An 18,955-nucleotide genomic window follows, 5' to 3' on the forward strand; every position below is an offset into this window, starting at 1 on the left:
ACGCCACGATCAGCCTGGTCATCGAGGCGGGACGGGTCAGCCGCATCTACGCGGTCGCCAACCCGCACAAGCTCGCCCGGCTCGGGAAAGCCGTGCCGCTGAGCCGAACCCGCTGAGCCGGACCCGCCGAGCCGGACCCGCCGAGCCGGACCCGCCGAGCCGGCTCGCGGGCCTTACTCGGGTGGGATCTCCAGGTGCCAGCCGCGTTTGAGGGAGCGGCGGCAGCGGGCCGGGTCGTCGCCCGCGGTGGTGAACAGGGCGGCGAGCATCGCGACGCCGTGGGCGAGCGCCTCCGGTGGCAGTGGGCCGGCGGTCACGAGCGACGCCAGCCCGTGGCCGATCGTCCAGGTCTGGGTCGCGAGGGCGGGTGGGTCGACGTCCTCGCGGAAGCGACCGGCCTCCCTGGCGCGCTCGACCGCGCGTACCACCGGCCGCAACGACTCGTCGGCGGCCTCGGGGTCGTCGAGCTCGAAGCCGGCGTCGAACATGACGCGGTAGAGGTCCGGCGCGGCCAGCGCGTTCGACAGGTACGCCGACCCCAGCGCGGCGAGGTCCCGCACCGGGTCGGCGGTCAGGCGGACCCCGTGGAGCGTGCCGGCCAGGCGGGTGAACCCCTCCTGGCGCATCGCCCGCCACAACCCGTCCATGCCGCCGAAGTACGTGTACACGGCCATCGTCGACACGCCGGTCCCCGCGACGACCGAGCGCAGCGTGACCGGCTCCCGGGTACGCAGCATCTGCGCGGCGCGGTCGATCAGCAGCGTGCGCACCGCCAGCTCTCGATCGCCACCGGGTCGAAGCTGGTGTTCCTGGCGGGGCAGGTCGCCCGCGACGCCGACGGGCGGCCGGTGGGCGAGGGCGACCTCGCCGCGCAGGTCGAGCAGGCCTACCTCAACATCGGCACGGCGCTGACCGAGGTCGGCGGCTCGTTCGACGACGTGGCGAAGCTGACCGTCTACGTCGTCGGCTGGGACGCCGGGATGATGCCCGCGCTGGGCGAGGGCGTCGCCCGCGCGGCCGCGAAGCTGGGGGCCGACCTGATCAAGCCGGTCACGCTGCTGGGCGTTCAGGCACTGGGCGAGCCCGACCTGCTGGTCGAGGTCGAGGCCACCGCCGTCCTCGAGTGACGGTCACGGCGCGATCTCCGCCTGCCACAGCCTGTCGCCGGCCGCCACGTACAGGGTGCGGCCGACCCGGGCCGTCGCGGTGACCTCGCCGGTCGGGCCCTCCGCCGGGCGGGTCGTCGCGCCGGCGAGCACCACGTGGGAGCCGTCGTCGAGGATCTCCGTCGGCCGGCCCTCGACGTCCACCGGCGGCGCCAGGTCCTCGTCCTGCGCCACCTCGACGGCCGGGACGTCCGGGACGCGCGTCCACGTCGCGTCGCGGAGCCGCCACAGGGCCAGCTCGCCGTCGACCCAGCCGGCCACCGTGCACGTCGAGTCGGTGCAGCGAACCGCCGACGCGGCGCCCGCGCGACCGGAGTCGGGCAGGCGGGTCAGGTCCCACCCCGTGCCGCCCGACTCCGAACGCCACACCGCGGGACGCTGACGGCCGTCGGCCAGCTCCCAGCCCGCGATCAGGATGCCCTTGTCCACGCCGGTCGCGGCGAGTGGGAACTTCAGCGACTCCCGCGTGTTCTCCAGCGCCGTGCCCGCCGACGGCCGGCGCACCCAGTACCGCCCCTCCGGCTCCCAGATCATGATGTCCAGCCCGACCGCCGGGTTCTGCCAGGTCCCCACCAGCGCGGGCCCTTCCGGCGTCAGCACCGCGTCGATGAGGTCGCCCGCCCCGTAGCCGCCGAACGTGCTGAACGGCTGCGGCTGCTCCGCGACGCCCGTCCGCGACCCGCTCCACGCGCTCCACCGCACGTTGCCGTGCGCGCCGCCGGTCTTGCCGCCGATGGCGACGATCCGCTGCCCGTCGGCGGCGATCGAGTACCAGAACGCCTGCTGGCCGTACATGCCGGCCGGGTCGACCGCGATCTCCGCGAGCGTGCCGTCCGGGTCGCGGCGCAGCAGCCCCGGCACCACGGGCCGGCCGTCGTGGCGGACGCCGATCAGCAGCGTGTCACCGACCTGGGTGAGCACCACCGGCTTCGCGCCGCCGGGCAGCTCGACCTCGGTGAACCGGACCGCCGTGGGCTCGCCGGGATCGTCGGCGCCACAACCGGCCAGGACGAGCAACGCGGCGAGCAGGAACCGGGCCGGCCTCATGCGCATGACCGCCAGTATCCCCGTTTCGGATACCCGAACGGAACCTTGACCACCCGCATGGCACCGGCCAAGCTGCCTGGACTATGACGCCACCCGCCGTTCCTCCTTTCCCGGACGGATTCCTGTGGGGGGTCTCCTCGTCGGCATACCAGATCGAGGGCGCGGTGGAGGACGACGGCCGCGCACCGTCCACATGGGACACCTTCTGCGCGCGGCCGAACGCCGTGCTGGGCGGCGACACCGGCGCGGTGGCCACCGACCACTACCACCGCTACCGCGAGGACGTCGCGCTGATGGCCGAGCTCGGGGTCGGTGCCTATCGGTTCTCCGTCGCGTGGCCCCGCGTCCTCCCGGCCGGCTGGGGCGCGGTGAACCAGGCGGGCCTGGACTTCTACGACCGGCTCGTCGACGAGCTGTGCGCCGCCGGCATCGCGCCCGCGGTCACGCTGTTCCACTGGGACACCCCGCAGGTCGTCGAGGACGCCGGCGGCTGGCTGGCCCGCGACACGGCCTACCGCTTCGCCGAGTACGCCACGGTCGTCGGTGCGAAGCTCGCCGACCGGGTGCGGATGTGGATGCCACTCAACGAGCCGATGGTGCTCACGCTGTTCGGCTACGCGGTCGGCGCGCACGCGCCCGGCTGGCAGCTGATGTACGAGGCGCTGCCGGTCGCCCACCACCAGCTGCTCGGCCACGGCCTCGCCACCCAGGCGCTGCGCGCGGCGGGCGCGACGGAGATCGGTATCGCCAACCATCACCTGCCGGTGTGGCCCGCGTCCGAGGAGCCGGCCGACCAGGGGGCGGCGCGGGGCTACGACACGCTCGTCAACGACCTGTTCGCGGCGCCGGTGCTGCGTGGCGAGTACCCCGAGGGGTTCGCGGACGCCATGCCCGGACCGGTGGCCGAGGACCTGAACGTGATCTCCACGCCGCTGGACTGGTACGGCGTGAACTACTACCAGCCGAGCCGCGTCGGCGCGCCCACCGCGGCCGGGGCGGACCGGGTGGTGATCGACGGTGTGACGCTGCCGGAGGGCCTGCCGTTCGAGTTCCCCGCGATCGAGGGCTACCCGCGCACCGACTTCGGCTGGCCGGTCGTGCCCGACGGGCTGCGCGAGGTCCTCACGACGCTGGCGAGCCGCTACGGCGACGCGCTGCCGCCGGTCTACGTCACCGAGAGCGGCTGCGCGTACGGCGACGGCCCGGACGCCGACGGCCGCGTCGCCGACACCCGGCGCATCGACTACCTCGACGCCCACGTGCGCGCGGCCCGGCAGGCGATCGACGACGGCGTCGACCTGCGCGGCTACTTCGTCTGGTCCATTGTGGACAACTTCGAGTGGGCGGTCGGCTACTCGCAGCGGTTCGGGCTCGTGCACGTGGACTACGCGACGCTCGCGCGTACGCCGAAGGACTCCTACCACTGGTATCGCGAGCTCGTCCGAGCGCGGCGATGACCGCGCTGGCCGAGCCCACCGAGCGGGTGCCGGCGCGGTGGACGGCGCTGTTCTCGCTCGCCGGGCTCGGCCTGTTCACCGCGTTCTACGGGCCGATCCAGGTGCTGCTGGGCAAGCAGGCGCAAGCGCTCGCGCCGGACGACAAGGAGCTCGCGCTCGGCCTCGTGGTGGGGCTCGGCGCGGCGACGTCGTTGGTGGCCAACCCGGTGTTCGGCGCCATCTCCGACCGTACGACGTGGCGGCTGGGCCGGCGGCTGCCGTGGACCGCGTTCGGCGCGGCCGGTGGCGCGGTGAGCCTGGTCGTGCTGGCAATGGCGCCGAACATCGCGGTGATGGCGGTGGGCTGGTGCCTCGCGCAGCTGACGCTGAACGCGATGCTCGCCGCGCTCGTCGCCGCCGTGCCCGACCAGGTGCCGCACGCACAGCGCGGCATGGTCGGCGGCTGGATCGGGGTCGGGCAGACGCTCGGCATCGTCGTCGGCTCCGGGATCGCGGCCGTGGTCGGCGGGATCGCCGCCGGCTACCTCGTGTGCGCGATGTTCCTGGTGGTGGCGACCCTGCCGTACCTGGGACTGCGCCGGGACACGGTGATCGAGGTGCGGCCGCCGTTTCACTGGCGCGCGTTCTGGATCAGCCCGCGGCGGTACCCGGACTTCGGCTGGGCCTGGCTGACCCGCTTCCTGATGAACCTGGGCAACGCCATCGCGATCGTGTACCTGCTGTACTTCCTGCAGGACGCGGTCCGCTACGCCGACCCGGACGGCGGCGTGTTCGTGCTGACCGCGATCTACGCCGCGACGCTGCTGTCCACGGTGGTCATCAGCGGCATGTGGTCGGACCGCGTCGGGCGGCGGCGGGTGTTCGTGTGCGGGGCAGGGATGGTGATGTCGGCCGCCGCGCTGCTGCTGGCCGCGTTCCCGACGTGGTCCGGCGCGCTGGTCGCCGCGGCCGTGCTGGGGCTCGGCTTCGGCGTGTACACCTCCGTCGACTTCGCGCTGATGACCGAGGTTCTGCCGAAGGCGGGTGACCGCGGCAAGGACCTCGGCGTCATCAACGTCGCGAACGCGCTGCCGCAGGTGCTCGCCCCGGTCCTCGCCGCGCCGATCGTCACCTATCTGGGCGGCTACCCCGTGCTGTACGGCCTGGCCGCGGTGGTGGGCGTCGCGGGCGCGGTGCTCGTGTACCGCATCCGCTCGGTCGCCTGAGAGCTGGTTGTCCTGCTGTTGTACGGCTAGTGGATCGGCTGGCCGATGCCCAGGAGGTTGCCCTCGCTGTCCCGGAACCACGCCGCCCGCTCGCCGGCGCCCACTGACGGGTAGTTGCCCTCGACCTCGGCGATGCCGTCCACCGTGCGCAGGCCCGGCACGTCGACGTCCTCGAACACCACGCCGCGGCTGCGCAGCTCGTCCACGACCGCCACTATGTCGTCGACCTCGAAGGACATCTGGGTGTGCTCGCCCGTCGCCGCGCCGATGGAGGCGAACAGCGCGAACCGGGTGTTGCCGAGGCGGTACAGCAGCCCGCCCGGCCGCTCCTCGGCCGGCTCGAGGCCGAGCTTGTCCGCGTAGAACGCCCGCGCGCGCTCGAGGTCCCGGGCCGGCAGCCGCGTCGCCACCTCGGCGTTGGTCAGCATGACTCCGATGGTGACCCACGGCCCGCGCACGTGCCACCTCGGTGCGTGGTTCAGGGTCGTCTCCGGGTGATGCCCGATGTCGCGGGCCGCCACCGCGCCGATCCTCGATGGTGGGCGCCCGTGGACCGGCGCCCACGGAAAGGGCACGGAAAGGGCACGGCAAGGGGCACGGAAAGGGGAGGGAAACCGTGGAGATCACCGGGATCATCTCGGCCGTCGTCTTCGGCGCGGCCATCGGCGGGCTGGGGCGGCTCGTCGTGCCCGGGCGGCAGCAGCTGTCGCTGCTCGCGACGATCCTCGTGGGCATCGCGGCCGCGGTCGCCGGCACGGGCGTCGCCGGGCTCATCGGGGTCGCGGACACCCCGGGCATCGACTGGGCCGAGCTCGCCCTGCAGATCATCTTCGCCGGCGGTGGGGTCTCGCTGCTGTCCGGTGCCCGGAGTCGACAGCGCCAGTGACGGCGCCGGTGACAGCGTCGGTGACAGCGTCGGTGACGGTGCGTACCCGAGCGGAGGAATGTTTTCGCCATTCCGTCCTGCGCACTCGCCGCACCCGGATATAGTCCGCTCGCGGCGAACCGACTGGGGGCCGCGTAGGGGCGGGCGCGGGAGGCGGCACGATGGATGACTTCGTCGATGCCGCACTGTCCTTTCCGGCCGTACTGTTCGGCTTCCTGCTCGTCGTCGTCGTCCTCTACTGGCTGCTGGTCGTGCTCGGCACCCTCGACATCGACCTCGTGGGCGGGGACGGCGACATCGGCGACGGGGATGGGGACGGCGGCGGGGACGGCGGCTTCCTCGATGGGCTCGGGCTCGGGGGCGTCCCCATCACGGTCACGCTGTCCGTGCTGATCGTCTTCGCCTGGTTCGTCAGCATCGTCGGCGGCGTGCTGCTGTCCGGTATGGACGGTGTCGTGGGCGTGCTGCTCGGCATCGGCGTCCTTCTCGTGGCGCTGTTCGTGGGGCTGTTCGTGGCGCGGCTCGTGGCCGTCCCGCTGCGCAGGCTCTACGTCTCCGGGCCGGAGCCGTCCCGCTCGGACTTCGTCGGGCGGGAGTGCGTCATCCGCACCGGCCGGGTCTCCACCGACTTCGGCCAGGCCGAGGTCACCGCCGTGGACGGGTCGTCCGCGGTCATCCAGGTACGCCAGACCGGCGAGCACGAGCTGACCGCCGGCCAGCTGGCACTGATCTTCGACTACGACACCAACGGCGAGTTCTTCTGGGTCGCGCCGGCCACTTGAAGCAAGAAAGGTCCACGATGGAGCCAATTCTCATCGCGATCGGCGTCGTGCTCGCCGTTCTGCTCATCCTGCTGATCGCCATCAGCCGCCTGTTCCACAAGGTCGAGCAGGGCAAGGCGCTGATCGTGTCGAAGGTGCGCAACGTGCACGTCACGTTCACCGGTGCCGTCGTGCTCCCGGTGCTGCACAAGGCGGAGACCATGGACATCTCCGTGAAGACGATCGAGCTCGACCGCACCGGGCAGGAAGGACTGATCTGCCGGGACAACATCCGTGCCGACATCCGGATCACGTTCTTCGTGCGGGTCAACAAGACCGTGGAGGACGTCGTCAAGGTCGCGCAGGCGATCGGCACCGAGCGCGCCAGTGACCAGGCGACGCTGCAGACGCTGTTCAACGCCAAGTTCTCCGAGGCGCTCAAGACCGTCGGCAAGCACCTCGACTTCGTCGACCTGTACACCAAGCGCGACGAGTTCCGGGACCGGATCATCGCGGTCATCGGCACCGACCTGAACGGCTACAGCCTCGAGGACGCGGCGATCGACTTCCTCGAGCAGACCCCGCTCGAGCAGCTCGACACCAACAACATCCTCGACGCGCAGGGCATCAAGAAGATCACCGAGCTGACCGCGATCGAGCACGTGCGCACCAACGAGTTCCAGCGCAACGAGGAGAAGGAGATCACTCGGCAGAACGTCGACGCCCGGGAGGCCATCCTCGAGCTGGAGCGCCGGCAGGCCGACGCGGAGAACCGGCAGCACCGCGAGATCGAGACCATGCGTGCCCGGGAGGAGGCCGAGACCGCCAAGGTGGCTGCCGAGGAGCGGCTCAAGGCCCAGTCCGCGCAGCTGCGCACCGACGAGCAGCTCGGCATCCAGGACCAGAACCGCGCCCGCGAGGTGGCCGTCGCGGAGAAGAACCGCGAGCGGGTCATCGCCATCGAGACCGAGCGGATCGAGAAGGACCGCCAGCTCGAGGTCGTCGCCCGCGAGCGGGAGACCGCGCTCGCCGATGCCGCCAAGGACAAGGAGGTCGAGGTCGAGCGGCGCTCGGTCGCCGAGGTCGTCCGCGAGCGGATCGCGGTCGACAAGACCGTGGCCGAGCAGGAGGAGAACATCAAGCGGCTGCGCGCGGTCGAGGAGGCCGAGCGGGTCCGTCAGGCGATCGTGATCAAGGCCGAGGCGGAGGCGCAGGAGAACCTGGTCAAGGACATCAAGGCGGCCGAGGCCGCGGAGGCCGCCGCGAAGTTCAAGGCCCGCGAGCAGCTGCTGCTCGCCGAGGCCCGGCAGCAGGCCGCGGACCTCGACGCGCAGGCCAAGATCCGGCTCGCGGAGGGCGTCCAGGCCGAGGCGGCCGCCGAGGGGCTCGCCGACGTGCAGGTCCGCGAGCGTGGCGCGGAGGTCATCGAGAAGGAGGGCCGCGCGGAGGCCGTCGTGGTCCGGGAGAAGGCGCTCGCCGGTGCGGACGCGCTGCGCGAGAAGCTCCGGGGCGAGGCCGAAGGGCTCACCGAGAAGGCCGCCGCGATGGCCACGCTGGACGACGAGACCCGCGGGCACGAGGAGTTCCGCCTGCGCCTGGAGACCGAACGGGACGTGCGGATGGCCGGCATCGAGGCGCAACGGGAGGTGGCCGAGAAGCAGGCCGCGGTGCTCGCGAAGGGGCTGGAGAACGCCGACATCGACATCGTCGGCGGCGACACGGTGTTCTTCGACCGGCTGATGGGCTCGATCGCGCTCGGCAAGGGCGTGGACGGGTTCATGGACCACTCCGACGTCGCGAAGAAGCTCGCCGGGCCGTGGCTCAACGGTGAGGCGAACTTCGCCGAGGACGTCAAGCAGATCCTGGGCTCGCTCGGCGCCGACGAGGTGAAGAACCTGACGATGTCGGCCGCGCTGATGAAGATGATGAAGGACGGCGTCGACGTCAACACCGACGTGAAGGCACTGCCGGTCACCGTCGCCGACGACCCGTCCGCCGCGATCACGCCGAAGAAGTGACGGCGACCGACCAGGCTTCGGCCGAGACGTCCACGCAGGCCCGGGACGGGCAGGACGCGCGCGACGGGCTGGACGCGCGCACCTACGAGGTGCTGCGCGACCGGCTCGGCGGCGCGGCCGCGGAGCTGAAGCGGCGGGCCGAGGCGCTCAACGCCCAGCGGCTCGAGGTGTTCGGCAGCACCGAGCTGCGCCTCGTCGGCTCGGAGCGGATCCGCACCGAGCACAACTGCGTGCCGCGCGACATCGTGTCCATCCCGGACGGTGTCGGAGCCGGAGCCGACGGGAACGGCGCGAGTGGGCTGATGCTGTTCGGCTACAACGTGTTCATCGGCCTCAAGCCGGAGACCACCGTGGGCGACGTCTTCTCGCTGCACCGGTTCGCGCGCGACGGCGACGCGTTCCGGTTCGAGGGCGTTGGGCGAAGCGAACATGAGCCTGCGCCCGACGAGCGGCCGGAGCTGCTGCGCGACGAGCGGTTCCGGCGTGACTTCACCGAGCTGTACCGCTACTACCGGGAGACCCGGCTGCTGCAGCTGCGCCCGGTCGAGGGCAAGCTGCTCGCCGTCTTCCAGACCGGACCGCGCACCGAGGACATCAAGGTGCTGCGCTGGGCCATGGGCACCGACGGCTCGATCTCCTACGTCGACAACGCGGGCGAGCGGGACCACGTCTTCCCGCCGGCGCACGACTTCGAGTGGGTCGAGACGTCCCGCGAGCACCACGTGCTCGGCCGGCACCCGCACATCGCCATCGAGAACGAGGTGTTCATCGAGACGCTCGGCGGCGACCTGACCGTCAAGATCGAGAACAACACGGAGACCGGGGCGGGCGTCTACCGCGAGCCGGTCGACGAGCCGCTGCAGAGCCTCGCCGACGCCGACGTGCGCTACGCGCGAGTCGGCCCGCTGATCCTGCTCAAGATCCTGCCCTACAACGAGAAGACCTGGCGCCACCTCGTGTTCAACACGCGCACGAAGACCGTGGTGCGCCTCGACGGGATCGGGCAGGCCTGCCAGCGGCTGCCCGAGGACCAGGGGCTGATCTTCCCCGGCGGCTACTACCTCGCCACCGGCGTCTCGCGGACGTTCGACACCGACACCGATGACCTCGAGTTCGAGCGGGTCATCCGCTCGCCCAACGGCGAGGACGTGGTCTACGTCTTCCACGCCCGGCGCGAGGGCCGCACGCTGTTGCTGCCGTACAACGTGATCCGCAAGGAGGTCGCGACCCCGTTGCCGTGCCACGGGTACTCGCTGTTCGACGACGGCACGCTGGTGGCCTTCCGGGCGGCGTCCGAGGAGCCGACCCGGGTCCACCCGATGCAGGTGTGGCAGACGCCGTACGTGACGGACAGCTTCGCCGCGGCGAAGCCGGTCGGCACCGGGCCGCTGGAGCGGGTGGGCAACGCGGACCTGGTGCGGGGCATCTCCGACTGCCTGTCGGTCACCCGCATGGTCGACGAGATGGCGCCGTCGACGCAGATGTACGAGGGCCTGATCGCCGCGTGTGCCCGGGCGTTCGACAACTACCACTGGCTGGGCGAATCGGAGCTGGGCGACCTGCGCACGCCGGTCACCGACGTGCGCGCCACCGCCGAGCAGGTGCTGGCCGAGTTCGAGAACGTCCAGTCGCTGACCGAGACCGCCGCCGCGGAGCTCGCGACCGCTGCCGACCAGGTCGCCTCGCTCGTGCGCCGGGTCCGCGGCGAGGCACCGAAGTCGGCCGGTGAGTGGGTGACCCAGCTCGCCGAGCTGCGCCGCGCGCAGGGCCGGCTGGTGACGTTGCGCGAGCTGCGTTACGTGGACACCGGGCGGATCGACGAGCTGGCCACGTCCCTGACCGAGGAGCTGGACTCCGCGGCGAAGCGGGCGGTGGACTTCCTGCGCGGGCCCGACGCGTTCACCGCCTACCACGAGCAGGTCGAGGCGCTCGTCGCCGACGCGGAGGCGATCAGGACGGTGGCCGAGGCCGGCCCGGTGGGCGAGCGGCTCGCCGAGCAGGCGGGCGGGCTGGAGATCGTCACCGAGGTGGTGGGCTCGCTGGACATCGCCGACGCGACCGTGCGTACGGGGATTCTGGAGCGGATCAGCGAGGTGCTCGGCGGGGTCAACCGCGCCCGCGCCACGCTGGAGGGCCGGCGCAAGGCGCTGCTGGCCACCGAGGGGCGGGCCGCCTTCGCCGCCGAGTTCGCGTTGCTGGGCCAGGCGATCACCGGTGCGCTCGCGGTCGCCGACACGCCGCGGCGCTGCGACGACGGGCTCGGCCGGGTGCTGTTGCAGCTGGAGAACCTGGAGTCCCGGTTCGCCGAGTTCGACGACTTCCTCGGCGAGCTCACCCAGAAGCGCACGGACGTGTACGAGGCGTTCTCCTCGCGCAAGCAGGCGCTGGTCGACGAGGCCGCGCGGCGGGCGGACCGGCTGGTCGACTCGGCCGAGCGGATCCTCACCAGCATCAACCGGCGCGTGGCCACGCTGTCGTCGCTGGACGAGATCAACACCTACTTCGCCTCCGACCCGATGGTCGCCAAGGTCCGCGGCGTCGCCGACGAGCTGCGCGCGCTGGACGACTCGGTGCGGGCCGAGGAGCTGGCGGGCCGGCTCAAGGCCGCGCGCCAGGAGGCCGGCCGCTCGTTGCGGGACCGGGCGGACCTCTTCGGTGACGACGGCGAGACCGTCCGGCTGGGCCGGCACGTGTTCGCGGTCAACACCCAGCCGGCCGACCTCACGCTGGTGCCCAAGGACGGCCGGATGTCGCTCGCGATCACCGGCACCGACTTCCGGGAGCCGGTGACCGACCCGGAGTTCGAGGCCACGAAGCCGTTCTGGGACCAGCTGCTGGTGTCGGAGTCGGCGCAGGTCTGCCGGGCGGAGTACCTGGCCGCCTCGGTCCTCGCGGAGCTGCCGGCCGACCAGCCCGTCGACCACGACCCGGAGACGCTGCTCGACGTGGTGCGCGCGACCGCCGAGTCGCGGTACGACGAGGGCTACGAGCGCGGCGTGCACGACCACGACGCGGCCGCGATCCTGGCGGTGCTGGTGCGGCTGTCGGCCGGGGCGGGGCTGCTGCGGTATCCGCCGGACGCGCGGGCGGGCGCCCAGCTGTTCTGGGCGCACGGCACCGACGACGCCGCGCGCGCGGCGTGGTCGACGCGGGCCGGCTCGCTGGGGCGGGCACGGTCGGCGTTCGGCGCGGTCGGAGCCATCGGTGAGCTGTGCGCGGAGCTGGCCTCGGCGATCTCGGAGTTCCCGCTCCCGGTGGCCGACCCGGGCCTCGCGGCCGAGTACCTGTTCGAGGAGCTGGCGTCCACGCCGCTCGGGTTCGTCACGAGCGCGGGCGCGCGGACGATGGTGGAGAGGTTTCGCCGGGCCCTGCGCGGGCGCAAGGACTTCTCCGACGACCTGCGCGCGCTCGGCGACGACCTCGTGGCGCGACACCAGCTGGTGCGGGCCTGGCTGTCCGCCTTCGTGTCCTCTGTCGAGTCGGGGCGGGACGGGCTGGCCGAGGGCGACCTGCCCGAGGCGGTCGCGCTGCTGCTCGCCGACGTGCCGCGGCACGACTCGTCCGCCGCGCTGTCGTCCACTGTGGAGGGTTTGCTCGGTGCGCACCCGCGCATCACCGACCGCCGCCTGTCGGTCCGCCTCGACGAGCTGCTCACCCGCACCCGGCGGTTCCGGACCGAGCGGGTGCCGGCGTACCGGGCGTACCAGCGGCTGCGGGGCGACCTGGTCACGCGCGAGCGGGCGCGGCTGCGGCTCGACGAGTACCGGCCGAAGGTGATGAGCGCGTTCGTGCGCAACCGGCTGCTCGACGAGGCCTACCTGCCGCTGATCGGCGACAACCTGGCCAAGCAGCTGGGCGCGGTCGGCGACGCCAAGCGCACCGACCAGATGGGCCTGCTGCTGCTCATCTCCCCGCCCGGCTACGGCAAGACGACGCTGATGGAGTACGTGGCCGACCGGCTCGGGCTGGTGTTCGTCAAGGTCAACGGGCCGGCGCTGGGCCACGAGGTGACCTCGCTCGACCCGGCCGAGGCACCCAACGCCACCGCGCGCCAGGAGGTCGAGAAGATCACCTTCGCGCTGGAGGTGGGCAACAACGCGCTGCTGTACCTGGACGACATCCAGCACACCAACCCCGAGCTGCTGAGTAAGTTCATCTCGCTGTGCGACGCCCAGCGGCGCATGGAGGGCGTCTGGAACGGGCGCACGCGCACCTACGACCTGCGCGGCAAGCGGTTCGCGGTGTGCATGGCCGGCAACCCGTACACCGAGCAGGGCAAGCGGTTCCGGATCCCGGACATGCTGGCGAACCGCGCGGACGTGTGGAACCTGGGCGACGTGCTGTCCGGCCGGGACGAGCTGTTCGCGTTGAGCTACATCGAGAACTCGCTGACGTCCAACCCCGTGCTCGCTCCGCTGTCCACACGGGAGCGTGGGGACATCGAGCTGCTGGTCCGGCTCGCCCGCGGGGACTCCACGGCACGGGCGGACGCGCTCACGCACCCGTACTCGGCGGTCGAGCTGGACCAGGTGCTCTCCGTGCTGCGCAAGCTGGTGCGGGTGCAGCAGGTCGTGCTGGCGAACAACCAGGCCTACATCGCGTCGGCGGCGCAGGCGGACTCGTCACGGACCGAGCCGCCGTTCCAGCTGCAGGGCTCGTACCGGAACATGAACAAGCTCGCCGAGCGGATCGTGCCGGTGATGAACGACGCCGAGCTGGAGGCGGTCATCGACGACCACTACCTCGGCGAGGCGCAGACCCTGACCGCGGGCGCGGAGGCGAACCTGCTGAAGCTGGCCGAGCTGCGCGGCCGGCTCTCGCCCGAGCAGGCCACGCGTTGGACGGATGTGAAGGCCGCCTTCCTGCGTGACAAGGCACTCGGCGGCTCGGACGACGACCCGCTGACCCGCGCGGTCGGCGCCGTCGGGCTGCTCGCCGACCGGGTCGGGTCGGTCGAGGCGGCGATCACCCGCCTAGCCAGTCCGCCTCCCCGGAATTAAAAGTGTCGGTTGCGTTCCAGCGAACGGTGCGGATGTGCGGTTGATTGTGGCTGGGTGCCGTCACGGTCCCCTGAGGTTCCGTTGGTCAGCGCGAGACGTAGCACGATGATCCACTGTGACAGTCTCTAGTCCCAGACCAGGTGGGCCAGGCGGCGTACGCCGGGGTGGTCCTGCATCGAGGGGCCGGCCGGGGCGGTGCGGTACCGGCTCGGGGGCAGGCCGTAGCGCGCGGCGAACCGGTGCGAGAAGTGGCTGAGGTCGGCGAAGCCGCACTGCCGGGCGATGGCGCCGAGCGTCAGGTCGGTGCGCAGGAGCAGCGCCTCGGCGCGGGACAGGCGCAGGCCCTCGAGCGCCTCGGCGGCGCCGAGGTCGAAGCCGAGGCGGAACACCCGGTTCAGGTAGCCGCGCGAGACCCGCACCGCCGCGGCCAGCTCGTCGACGCCGACGCGGCGTAGCGGTGGCCTCGCCCACTCGCGGCGCAGCACCTCGACCGCGGCCCGGGCGGCCGGTGCCGGCCGGGCCGCCTCGTCGCGGGCGGGGAGCGGGCCGGCGAGGACGAGGGTGACCATCAGCTCGAGGGTGCGGTGCGCTCGCGCGCGCCAGCCGGGTGGCTCGGCCGCCCCCAGCCAGAGCAGGTACGCGGCCAGCCCGGCGAGCGGGTCGTCGCCGGACATCGGCACCAACACCGGGACCAGCACCGGGTCGTCGGTCACCGCGGTGTGCGTGAAGTGCACGTAGCCGTGGCGGGCGTCCCAGTCGAAGCCGTGGCGCAGGCCCGGTGGGACCAGCAGCAGGTGGCCCGGGGTGAGCGGGGTGGTGCCCGTCTCGGTGACGAAGTGCGCCCGGCCACGCAGCATCCAGACGAACTCGCAGTCGTCGATCACGCGGAGCGGGAGCCGCGCGCCGGGCGGGTAGTCGGCGGTCGCCGGGCGGTCCATGTACGCATTCTGACAAGTTTCCGTGACCTGAGTGCATTCCTGTGGGGCTGCTCGGATCGGATGATGGGACATCCGGACAAGGGAGGCGGAATGTACGAGCGGGACGGTTACGTGGTGGTGCCCGGCGTTCTCGACGCGGAGCGGCTCGCCGAGGCGCGGGCCGAGGCCACCGCGATCTGCCGTGGCGAACGCGGCACGGTCGACGGCGTCGAGCCCGGCGACTGGCCGGAGGACGAGGTGCTGCGCCGGTACCTCTGCGTTCACTTCCCGCACAAGATCTCGCCGCTGCTGCGCAAGCTCGCCGCGCTGCCGGGTCTCACGGAGGTGCTCACCGAGGTCATCGGGCCCAACGTGAAGATGATGCAGTCCATGCTCTTCATCAAGGCCGCCGGCAAGCCCGGCCAGGCCTGGCACCAGGACGAGGCGCACATCCCCACCCGCGACCGCTCGCTCACCGCCGCGTGGATCGCGCTCGACGACGCCACCGTCGACAACGGCTGCCTGTGGGTCCTGCCCGGCTCGCACCGCGCGGGCGTGCTGTACCCGGTCCGCGATCACGACGACCCGCGGTTCGACTGCACGCAGGAGGCGCACGGCTTCACGGAAGCCTTTCCCGATCTCGCCGCGGTGCCGGTCGAGGTCCCGGCCGGCACCGCGGTGATCTTCAACGGCTACCTGCTGCACCGGTCGCTGCCCAACACCCGGCGCACGGGCCTGCGCCGAGCCCTGGTCAACCACTACATGAGCGCCGAGTCGCTGCTGCCGTGGTTCCCACCGACGGCCGGCGAGCCGATGGCCCGCCTCGACCACCGCGACGTCGAGCTGGTCGCCGGCACCGACCCGTACGCCCACGCGGGCACCGCGGACCTGATGCGCCCCCACATCCGCCGCGACCGCGAGGGCGGCTGCGTCGGTTAGACCTTGTCGAGGGCGCGGGTCAGGTCGGCGATGAGGTCGTCGGAGTGCTCGATGCCGCAGCTGAAGCGGATCAGGTCGTCGGTCACGCCCACCCGTTCGCGGTCCGCGGGGCTCATCCCGGCGTGCGAGGTGATCGCCGGGCGGGTGACCAGGGACTCGATGCCGCCCAGGCTCGGGGCGACCGTCGGCAGGCGCAGCGCGTCCAGGAACGCCTCGGCCGCCGGGAGGCCGCCGGCCAGGCGGAAGCTCAGCATGCCGCCGAACCCGGACAGCAGCTCCGACGCGTGCGCGTGGTCCGGGTGGTCGGCGAGCCCGGCGTAGTTCACCGCGGCGACCTTCTCGTGGCCGGCGAGGAACGACGCCAGCACCGAGGCGTTCGCGTTCTGCGCGCCGATCCGTAGCGCCAGCGTCTTCAGGCCCCTCGCCAGCAGGAAGCCCGCGTGCGGGTCGAGCGTGCCGCCGTAGATGTTGAGCTTGTGGCGGACCCGGTCGACGAGCTCGGTGGAGCCCGCGACGCAGCCGGCCACCAGGTCGGAGTGGCCGTTGAGGTACTTGGTCGCACTGTGGAACACCAGGTCGAAGCCGGCCGCCAGCGGGCGGAAGTTGACCGGGCTCGCGAACGTGTTGTCCACGACGGTGACCAGCCCCTCCGCCTTCGCGAAGGCCACCACCTCGCGCAGCCGCCCGACGCGCATCAGCGGGTTGGTGATCGTCTCCACGAGGAACGCCTTCGTGTTCGGCCGGCGCGCGGCGGCCCACGTCGACGGCTCGTGCGGGTCGACGAACGTGTAGGTCCAGCCGAGGTCCTCGGCGTGGTCGGTGAGGAAGTTGTGTGTGCCGCCGTACAGCGTGTCGCCGACCAGCAGGTGGTCTCCGGCGCGCAGCAGCGTGTGCAGGATCGTGGTCACCGCGGCCATCCCGGACGACGTCGCGAGCGCGGCCTCGGCACCCTCCAGCGCGGCGAGCTTGCCGTGCAGGTACTGCTGCGACGGCGTCGAGTTCAGCCGGATGTACCGGATGTCGTGGTAGCCCTCGCCGGGCTGGGTGGCGAACACGGTGCCCTGGTAGATCGGGAACACGACGGAACCCTCCGGCCCGGGTCGGTGCTCCCCGGCGTGGACGGCGAGGGTCTCGATCCGCGAGTCGTCGCTGCTGTGCACCTGGGCCTCCTCGTGAGTCGCTCCCTTCCACACTACGGCGGCCGGCCGACAGAGAGCGGACGACGAGCGGCTGACGAGCGGCTGACACGGCTCGGGCACATCCGGTCGAGGCCCGCTCGACGTTCCTCGGTCCGCGCCCCGAACCGACCTAGCCTCGCAGAAACGGCGCACGAACCCCCGGGAGATCTCGGAAAGGACACCGTTCCATGGCGACTGCATCCGCCGGCGCGCCCGGCCGGGAGGAACTGATCGAGGCCTACCGGGTCATGCGGACCATCCGCGTCTTCGAGGAGCGGGTGCACGCCGAGTTCGCGACCGGCGAGCTGCCCGGCGCCGTGCACCTCTACGCCGGTCAGGAGGCCGTCGCCGCCGGGGTGTGCGGTGCGCTGCGCGAGGGTGACCACATCGCGAGCACACACCGCGGGCACGGCCACGCGATCGCCAAGGGCGCTGATCTGGGCGCGATGATGCGGGAGCTGTACGGCAAAGCCGGCGGCTCGTGCAACGGCAAGGGCGGCTCGATGCACATCGCCGACTTCGAGCGCGGCATGCTCGGCGCGAACGGTGTCGCCGCCGGTGGCGCTCCACTGGCCTGCGGGTCCGCGCTGTCCGCGAAGGTGCTGGGGCGCCGGGACGTCTCGGTCGCCTTCGTCGGGGACGGCGCGGCCAACCAGGGCTCGTTCGCCGAGAGCCTGAACCTCGCCACGGTCTGGCAGCTGCCCGTGGTGTTCGTGGTCGAGGACAACGGCTACGCGCAGGCCACCGGCACCCGGTACCACCTGCGCGGGCTGGACGTGGCACACCGGGCCGAGGCGTACGGCATGCCCGCGTCCACTGTGGACGGCACGGACTACTTCGCGGTGCGGGCGGCGGCCGGCGAGGCGGTGGAGCGGGCCCGCTCGGGCGGCGGCCCCTCGCTGGTGGAGTGCAGGGCCGGCCGGTTCTTCGGCCACATGGAGGGCTTCGACCGGCAGGGCTACCGCGGCGAGGGCGAGGTCGAGCGGCTGCGCGCCGAGTCCGACTGCCTGGCGAGGTTCGCCGCGGCCGCCGGCCTGTCCATTGAGGATCTGACAGCGGTGGACGCGACGGTGGACGCGGCCGTCGACGTCGCCGTGGCCGACGCGAAGGCCGCGCCCGACCCCGAGCTGACCGAGCTGCTGACCGACGTCTACGTCACATACTGAGGCGGGCATGACCGCACATGGCGACGAGCCGCGTGGCTGCCAACCGCACCTAAGGGGAACGGGACGCAACCCAGCCACAGGTACGCGCCCAAACGGAGCGGAACGACCCAAGTTGACCACAAGAGTTAATTCCGGAGAGGCGGAACAGTGACCACAAGGGTTAATTCCGGGGAGGCGGAACGTGTGCTGTCCTATTTGGAGGCGCTGAACGAGGCGCTCGCGCAGGAGATGGCCGCGGACCCGTCGGTGGTCGTGTTCGGCGAGGACAACATCGGCGGCACCGGCTGCGACGGCACGCTCGGCCACGCCTGGGGACCGACCCGCGGGCTGCACGAGCGGTTCCCGGACAAGGTGTTCGACGCGCCGATCACCGAGGCCGCGTTCGTGGGTGCGGCGGTCGGCGCCGCCGCGACCGGCCTGCGCCCGGTGGCCGACCTGCTGTTCGTCGACTTCGCGGGCGTGTGCTTCGACCAGATCCTCAACCAGGCCGCGAAGCTGCGCTATATGGTCGGCGGCAAGGCGCGGGTGCCGCTGGTGCTGCGGGCCATGTGGGGCACCGGGATGCGCCGGGGCGCGCAGCACTCCCAGGCGCTGTACTCGCTGTTCGCGCACATCCCCGGGCTCAAGGTCGTCGCGCCGTCGAACCCGGTGGACGCCAAGGGCCTGCTCGCCGCGTCCATCCAGGACGACGACCCGGTGGTGTTCTTCGAGCACAAGATGCTCTACTTCGGCAGCCGCGGCGTCGTGCCCGAGCAGCGGTACACGATCCCGTTGGGCGAGGCGGCGGTCGTCCGCGACGGCGGCGACGCCACGATCGTCGCGATAGGACGGATGGTGCACGAGGCGACCGCCGCGGCCGAGCGGCTCGCCGCCGACGGCGTCGAGTGCGAGGTCATCGACCCGCGAACGCTGTCCCCGTTCGACTTCGACACGGTGTACGCGAGCGTGGCGAAGACCGGCCGCCTCGTCGTGGTCGACGAGTCGAGTCCGCGCTGCTCGATCGCCACCGACATCGCCGGACACGTCGCCGAGAACCGGTTCGGCGCGCTGTCCGCGGCGGTCCGCACGGTCACCGGGCCGCACGCGCCGGTGCCGTTCAGCCCGGTGCTGGAGGACGCCTTCCCACCCGACGCCGCCAAGATCGCCGACGCGGTCCGCTCGACCCTGCCCACGTCCGTGACGAGCAAGGCATCCTGAATCCACGAGGAGAGAGCA

Annotated in this window: 15 protein-coding genes; 10 read left to right on the top strand and 5 right to left on the bottom strand. The window is 72.1% G+C overall.

Translation table 11 applies throughout. The features are described 5' to 3' along the window. Positions 1 to 173: 173 nt before the first annotated feature. Entirely contained in the window at positions 174 to 770 is a 597-nt protein-coding gene (locus ACRDTB_RS24040) for a TetR/AcrR family transcriptional regulator (protein ID WP_431433752.1), read from the bottom strand. Positions 771 to 803: 33 nt separating this feature from the next. Here ACRDTB_RS24040 and ACRDTB_RS24045 point away from each other — a divergent pair, with 33 nt between their 5' ends. Further along, complete coding sequence (locus tag ACRDTB_RS24045; protein WP_431433754.1) at positions 804 to 1,127, top strand: RidA family protein; 324 nt, start codon at positions 804 to 806, stop codon at positions 1,125 to 1,127. 3 nt (positions 1,128 to 1,130) lie between these two features. Here the strand turns inward: ACRDTB_RS24045 and ACRDTB_RS24050 are convergent, their stop codons facing one another. Then, complete coding sequence (locus tag ACRDTB_RS24050) at positions 1,131 to 2,219, bottom strand: hypothetical protein (RefSeq protein WP_431433756.1); 1,089 nt, start codon at positions 2,217 to 2,219, stop codon at positions 1,131 to 1,133. Between the two features lie 77 nt (positions 2,220 to 2,296). Between ACRDTB_RS24050 and ACRDTB_RS24055 the strand changes: the two genes are divergently transcribed. Beyond that, a complete protein-coding gene (locus tag ACRDTB_RS24055; RefSeq protein ID WP_431433758.1) occupies positions 2,297 to 3,670 on the top strand; it encodes a GH1 family beta-glucosidase in 1,374 nt (457 codons plus the stop codon). Beyond that, complete coding sequence (locus ACRDTB_RS24060; protein WP_431433760.1) at positions 3,667 to 4,875, top strand: MFS transporter; 1,209 nt, start codon at positions 3,667 to 3,669, stop codon at positions 4,873 to 4,875. The genes ACRDTB_RS24055 and ACRDTB_RS24060 overlap by 4 nt, the downstream gene beginning before the upstream one ends. A gap of 26 nt (positions 4,876 to 4,901) precedes the next feature. Here ACRDTB_RS24060 and ACRDTB_RS24065 read toward each other — a convergent pair whose 3' ends face one another. After that, complete coding sequence (locus ACRDTB_RS24065) at positions 4,902 to 5,396, bottom strand: VOC family protein (protein WP_431433762.1); 495 nt, start codon at positions 5,394 to 5,396, stop codon at positions 4,902 to 4,904. 95 nt (positions 5,397 to 5,491) lie between these two features. Between ACRDTB_RS24065 and ACRDTB_RS24070 the strand changes: the two genes are divergently transcribed. From ACRDTB_RS24070 to ACRDTB_RS24085, 4 genes are all read left to right on the top strand, one after another. Further along, entirely contained in the window at positions 5,492 to 5,761 is a 270-nt protein-coding gene (locus ACRDTB_RS24070) for a GlsB/YeaQ/YmgE family stress response membrane protein (protein ID WP_431433764.1), read from the top strand. A gap of 161 nt (positions 5,762 to 5,922) precedes the next feature. After that, positions 5,923 to 6,543 carry a hypothetical protein gene (locus tag ACRDTB_RS24075; RefSeq protein ID WP_431433765.1) on the top strand — a complete coding sequence of 207 codons (621 nt, stop codon included), beginning with the start codon at positions 5,923 to 5,925 and terminating at the stop codon, positions 6,541 to 6,543. 17 nt (positions 6,544 to 6,560) lie between these two features. Beyond that, positions 6,561 to 8,540 carry a flotillin family protein gene (locus ACRDTB_RS24080; protein WP_431433767.1) on the top strand — a complete coding sequence of 660 codons (1,980 nt, stop codon included), beginning with the start codon at positions 6,561 to 6,563 and terminating at the stop codon, positions 8,538 to 8,540. A 68-nt stretch (positions 8,541 to 8,608) separates the two neighbouring features. Then, a complete protein-coding gene (locus ACRDTB_RS24085) occupies positions 8,609 to 13,540 on the top strand; it encodes a DNA repair ATPase (protein WP_431433790.1) in 4,932 nt (1,643 codons plus the stop codon). Between the two features lie 125 nt (positions 13,541 to 13,665). Here the strand turns inward: ACRDTB_RS24085 and ACRDTB_RS24090 are convergent, their stop codons facing one another. Next, positions 13,666 to 14,478, bottom strand: a complete 813-nt coding sequence (locus tag ACRDTB_RS24090) for a helix-turn-helix domain-containing protein (protein WP_431433768.1) — start codon at positions 14,476 to 14,478, stop codon at positions 13,666 to 13,668. 90 nt (positions 14,479 to 14,568) lie between these two features. Between ACRDTB_RS24090 and ACRDTB_RS24095 the strand changes: the two genes are divergently transcribed. After that, a complete protein-coding gene (locus ACRDTB_RS24095) occupies positions 14,569 to 15,396 on the top strand; it encodes a phytanoyl-CoA dioxygenase family protein (protein WP_431433770.1) in 828 nt (275 codons plus the stop codon). Here ACRDTB_RS24095 and ACRDTB_RS24100 read toward each other — a convergent pair. Next, positions 15,393 to 16,556 carry a trans-sulfuration enzyme family protein gene (locus ACRDTB_RS24100; protein WP_431433772.1) on the bottom strand — a complete coding sequence of 388 codons (1,164 nt, stop codon included), beginning with the start codon at positions 16,554 to 16,556 and terminating at the stop codon, positions 15,393 to 15,395. The two genes, ACRDTB_RS24095 and ACRDTB_RS24100, sit on opposite strands and share 4 nt — an antisense overlap. Before the next feature lie 206 nt (positions 16,557 to 16,762). Here ACRDTB_RS24100 and ACRDTB_RS24105 point away from each other — a divergent pair, with 206 nt between their 5' ends. Together ACRDTB_RS24105 and ACRDTB_RS24110 are read left to right on the top strand one after the other, a co-directional pair. Next, entirely contained in the window at positions 16,763 to 17,740 is a 978-nt protein-coding gene (locus ACRDTB_RS24105) for a thiamine pyrophosphate-dependent dehydrogenase E1 component subunit alpha (protein WP_431433774.1), read from the top strand. 147 nt (positions 17,741 to 17,887) lie between these two features. Further along, positions 17,888 to 18,937, top strand: a complete 1,050-nt coding sequence (locus tag ACRDTB_RS24110) for an alpha-ketoacid dehydrogenase subunit beta (RefSeq protein ID WP_431433775.1) — start codon at positions 17,888 to 17,890, stop codon at positions 18,935 to 18,937. Positions 18,938 to 18,955: the final 18 nt, after the last annotated feature.

It is taken from the genome of Actinophytocola sp. (assembly GCF_050699935.1).
Lineage (GTDB): Bacteria > Actinomycetota > Actinomycetes > Mycobacteriales > Pseudonocardiaceae > Actinophytocola.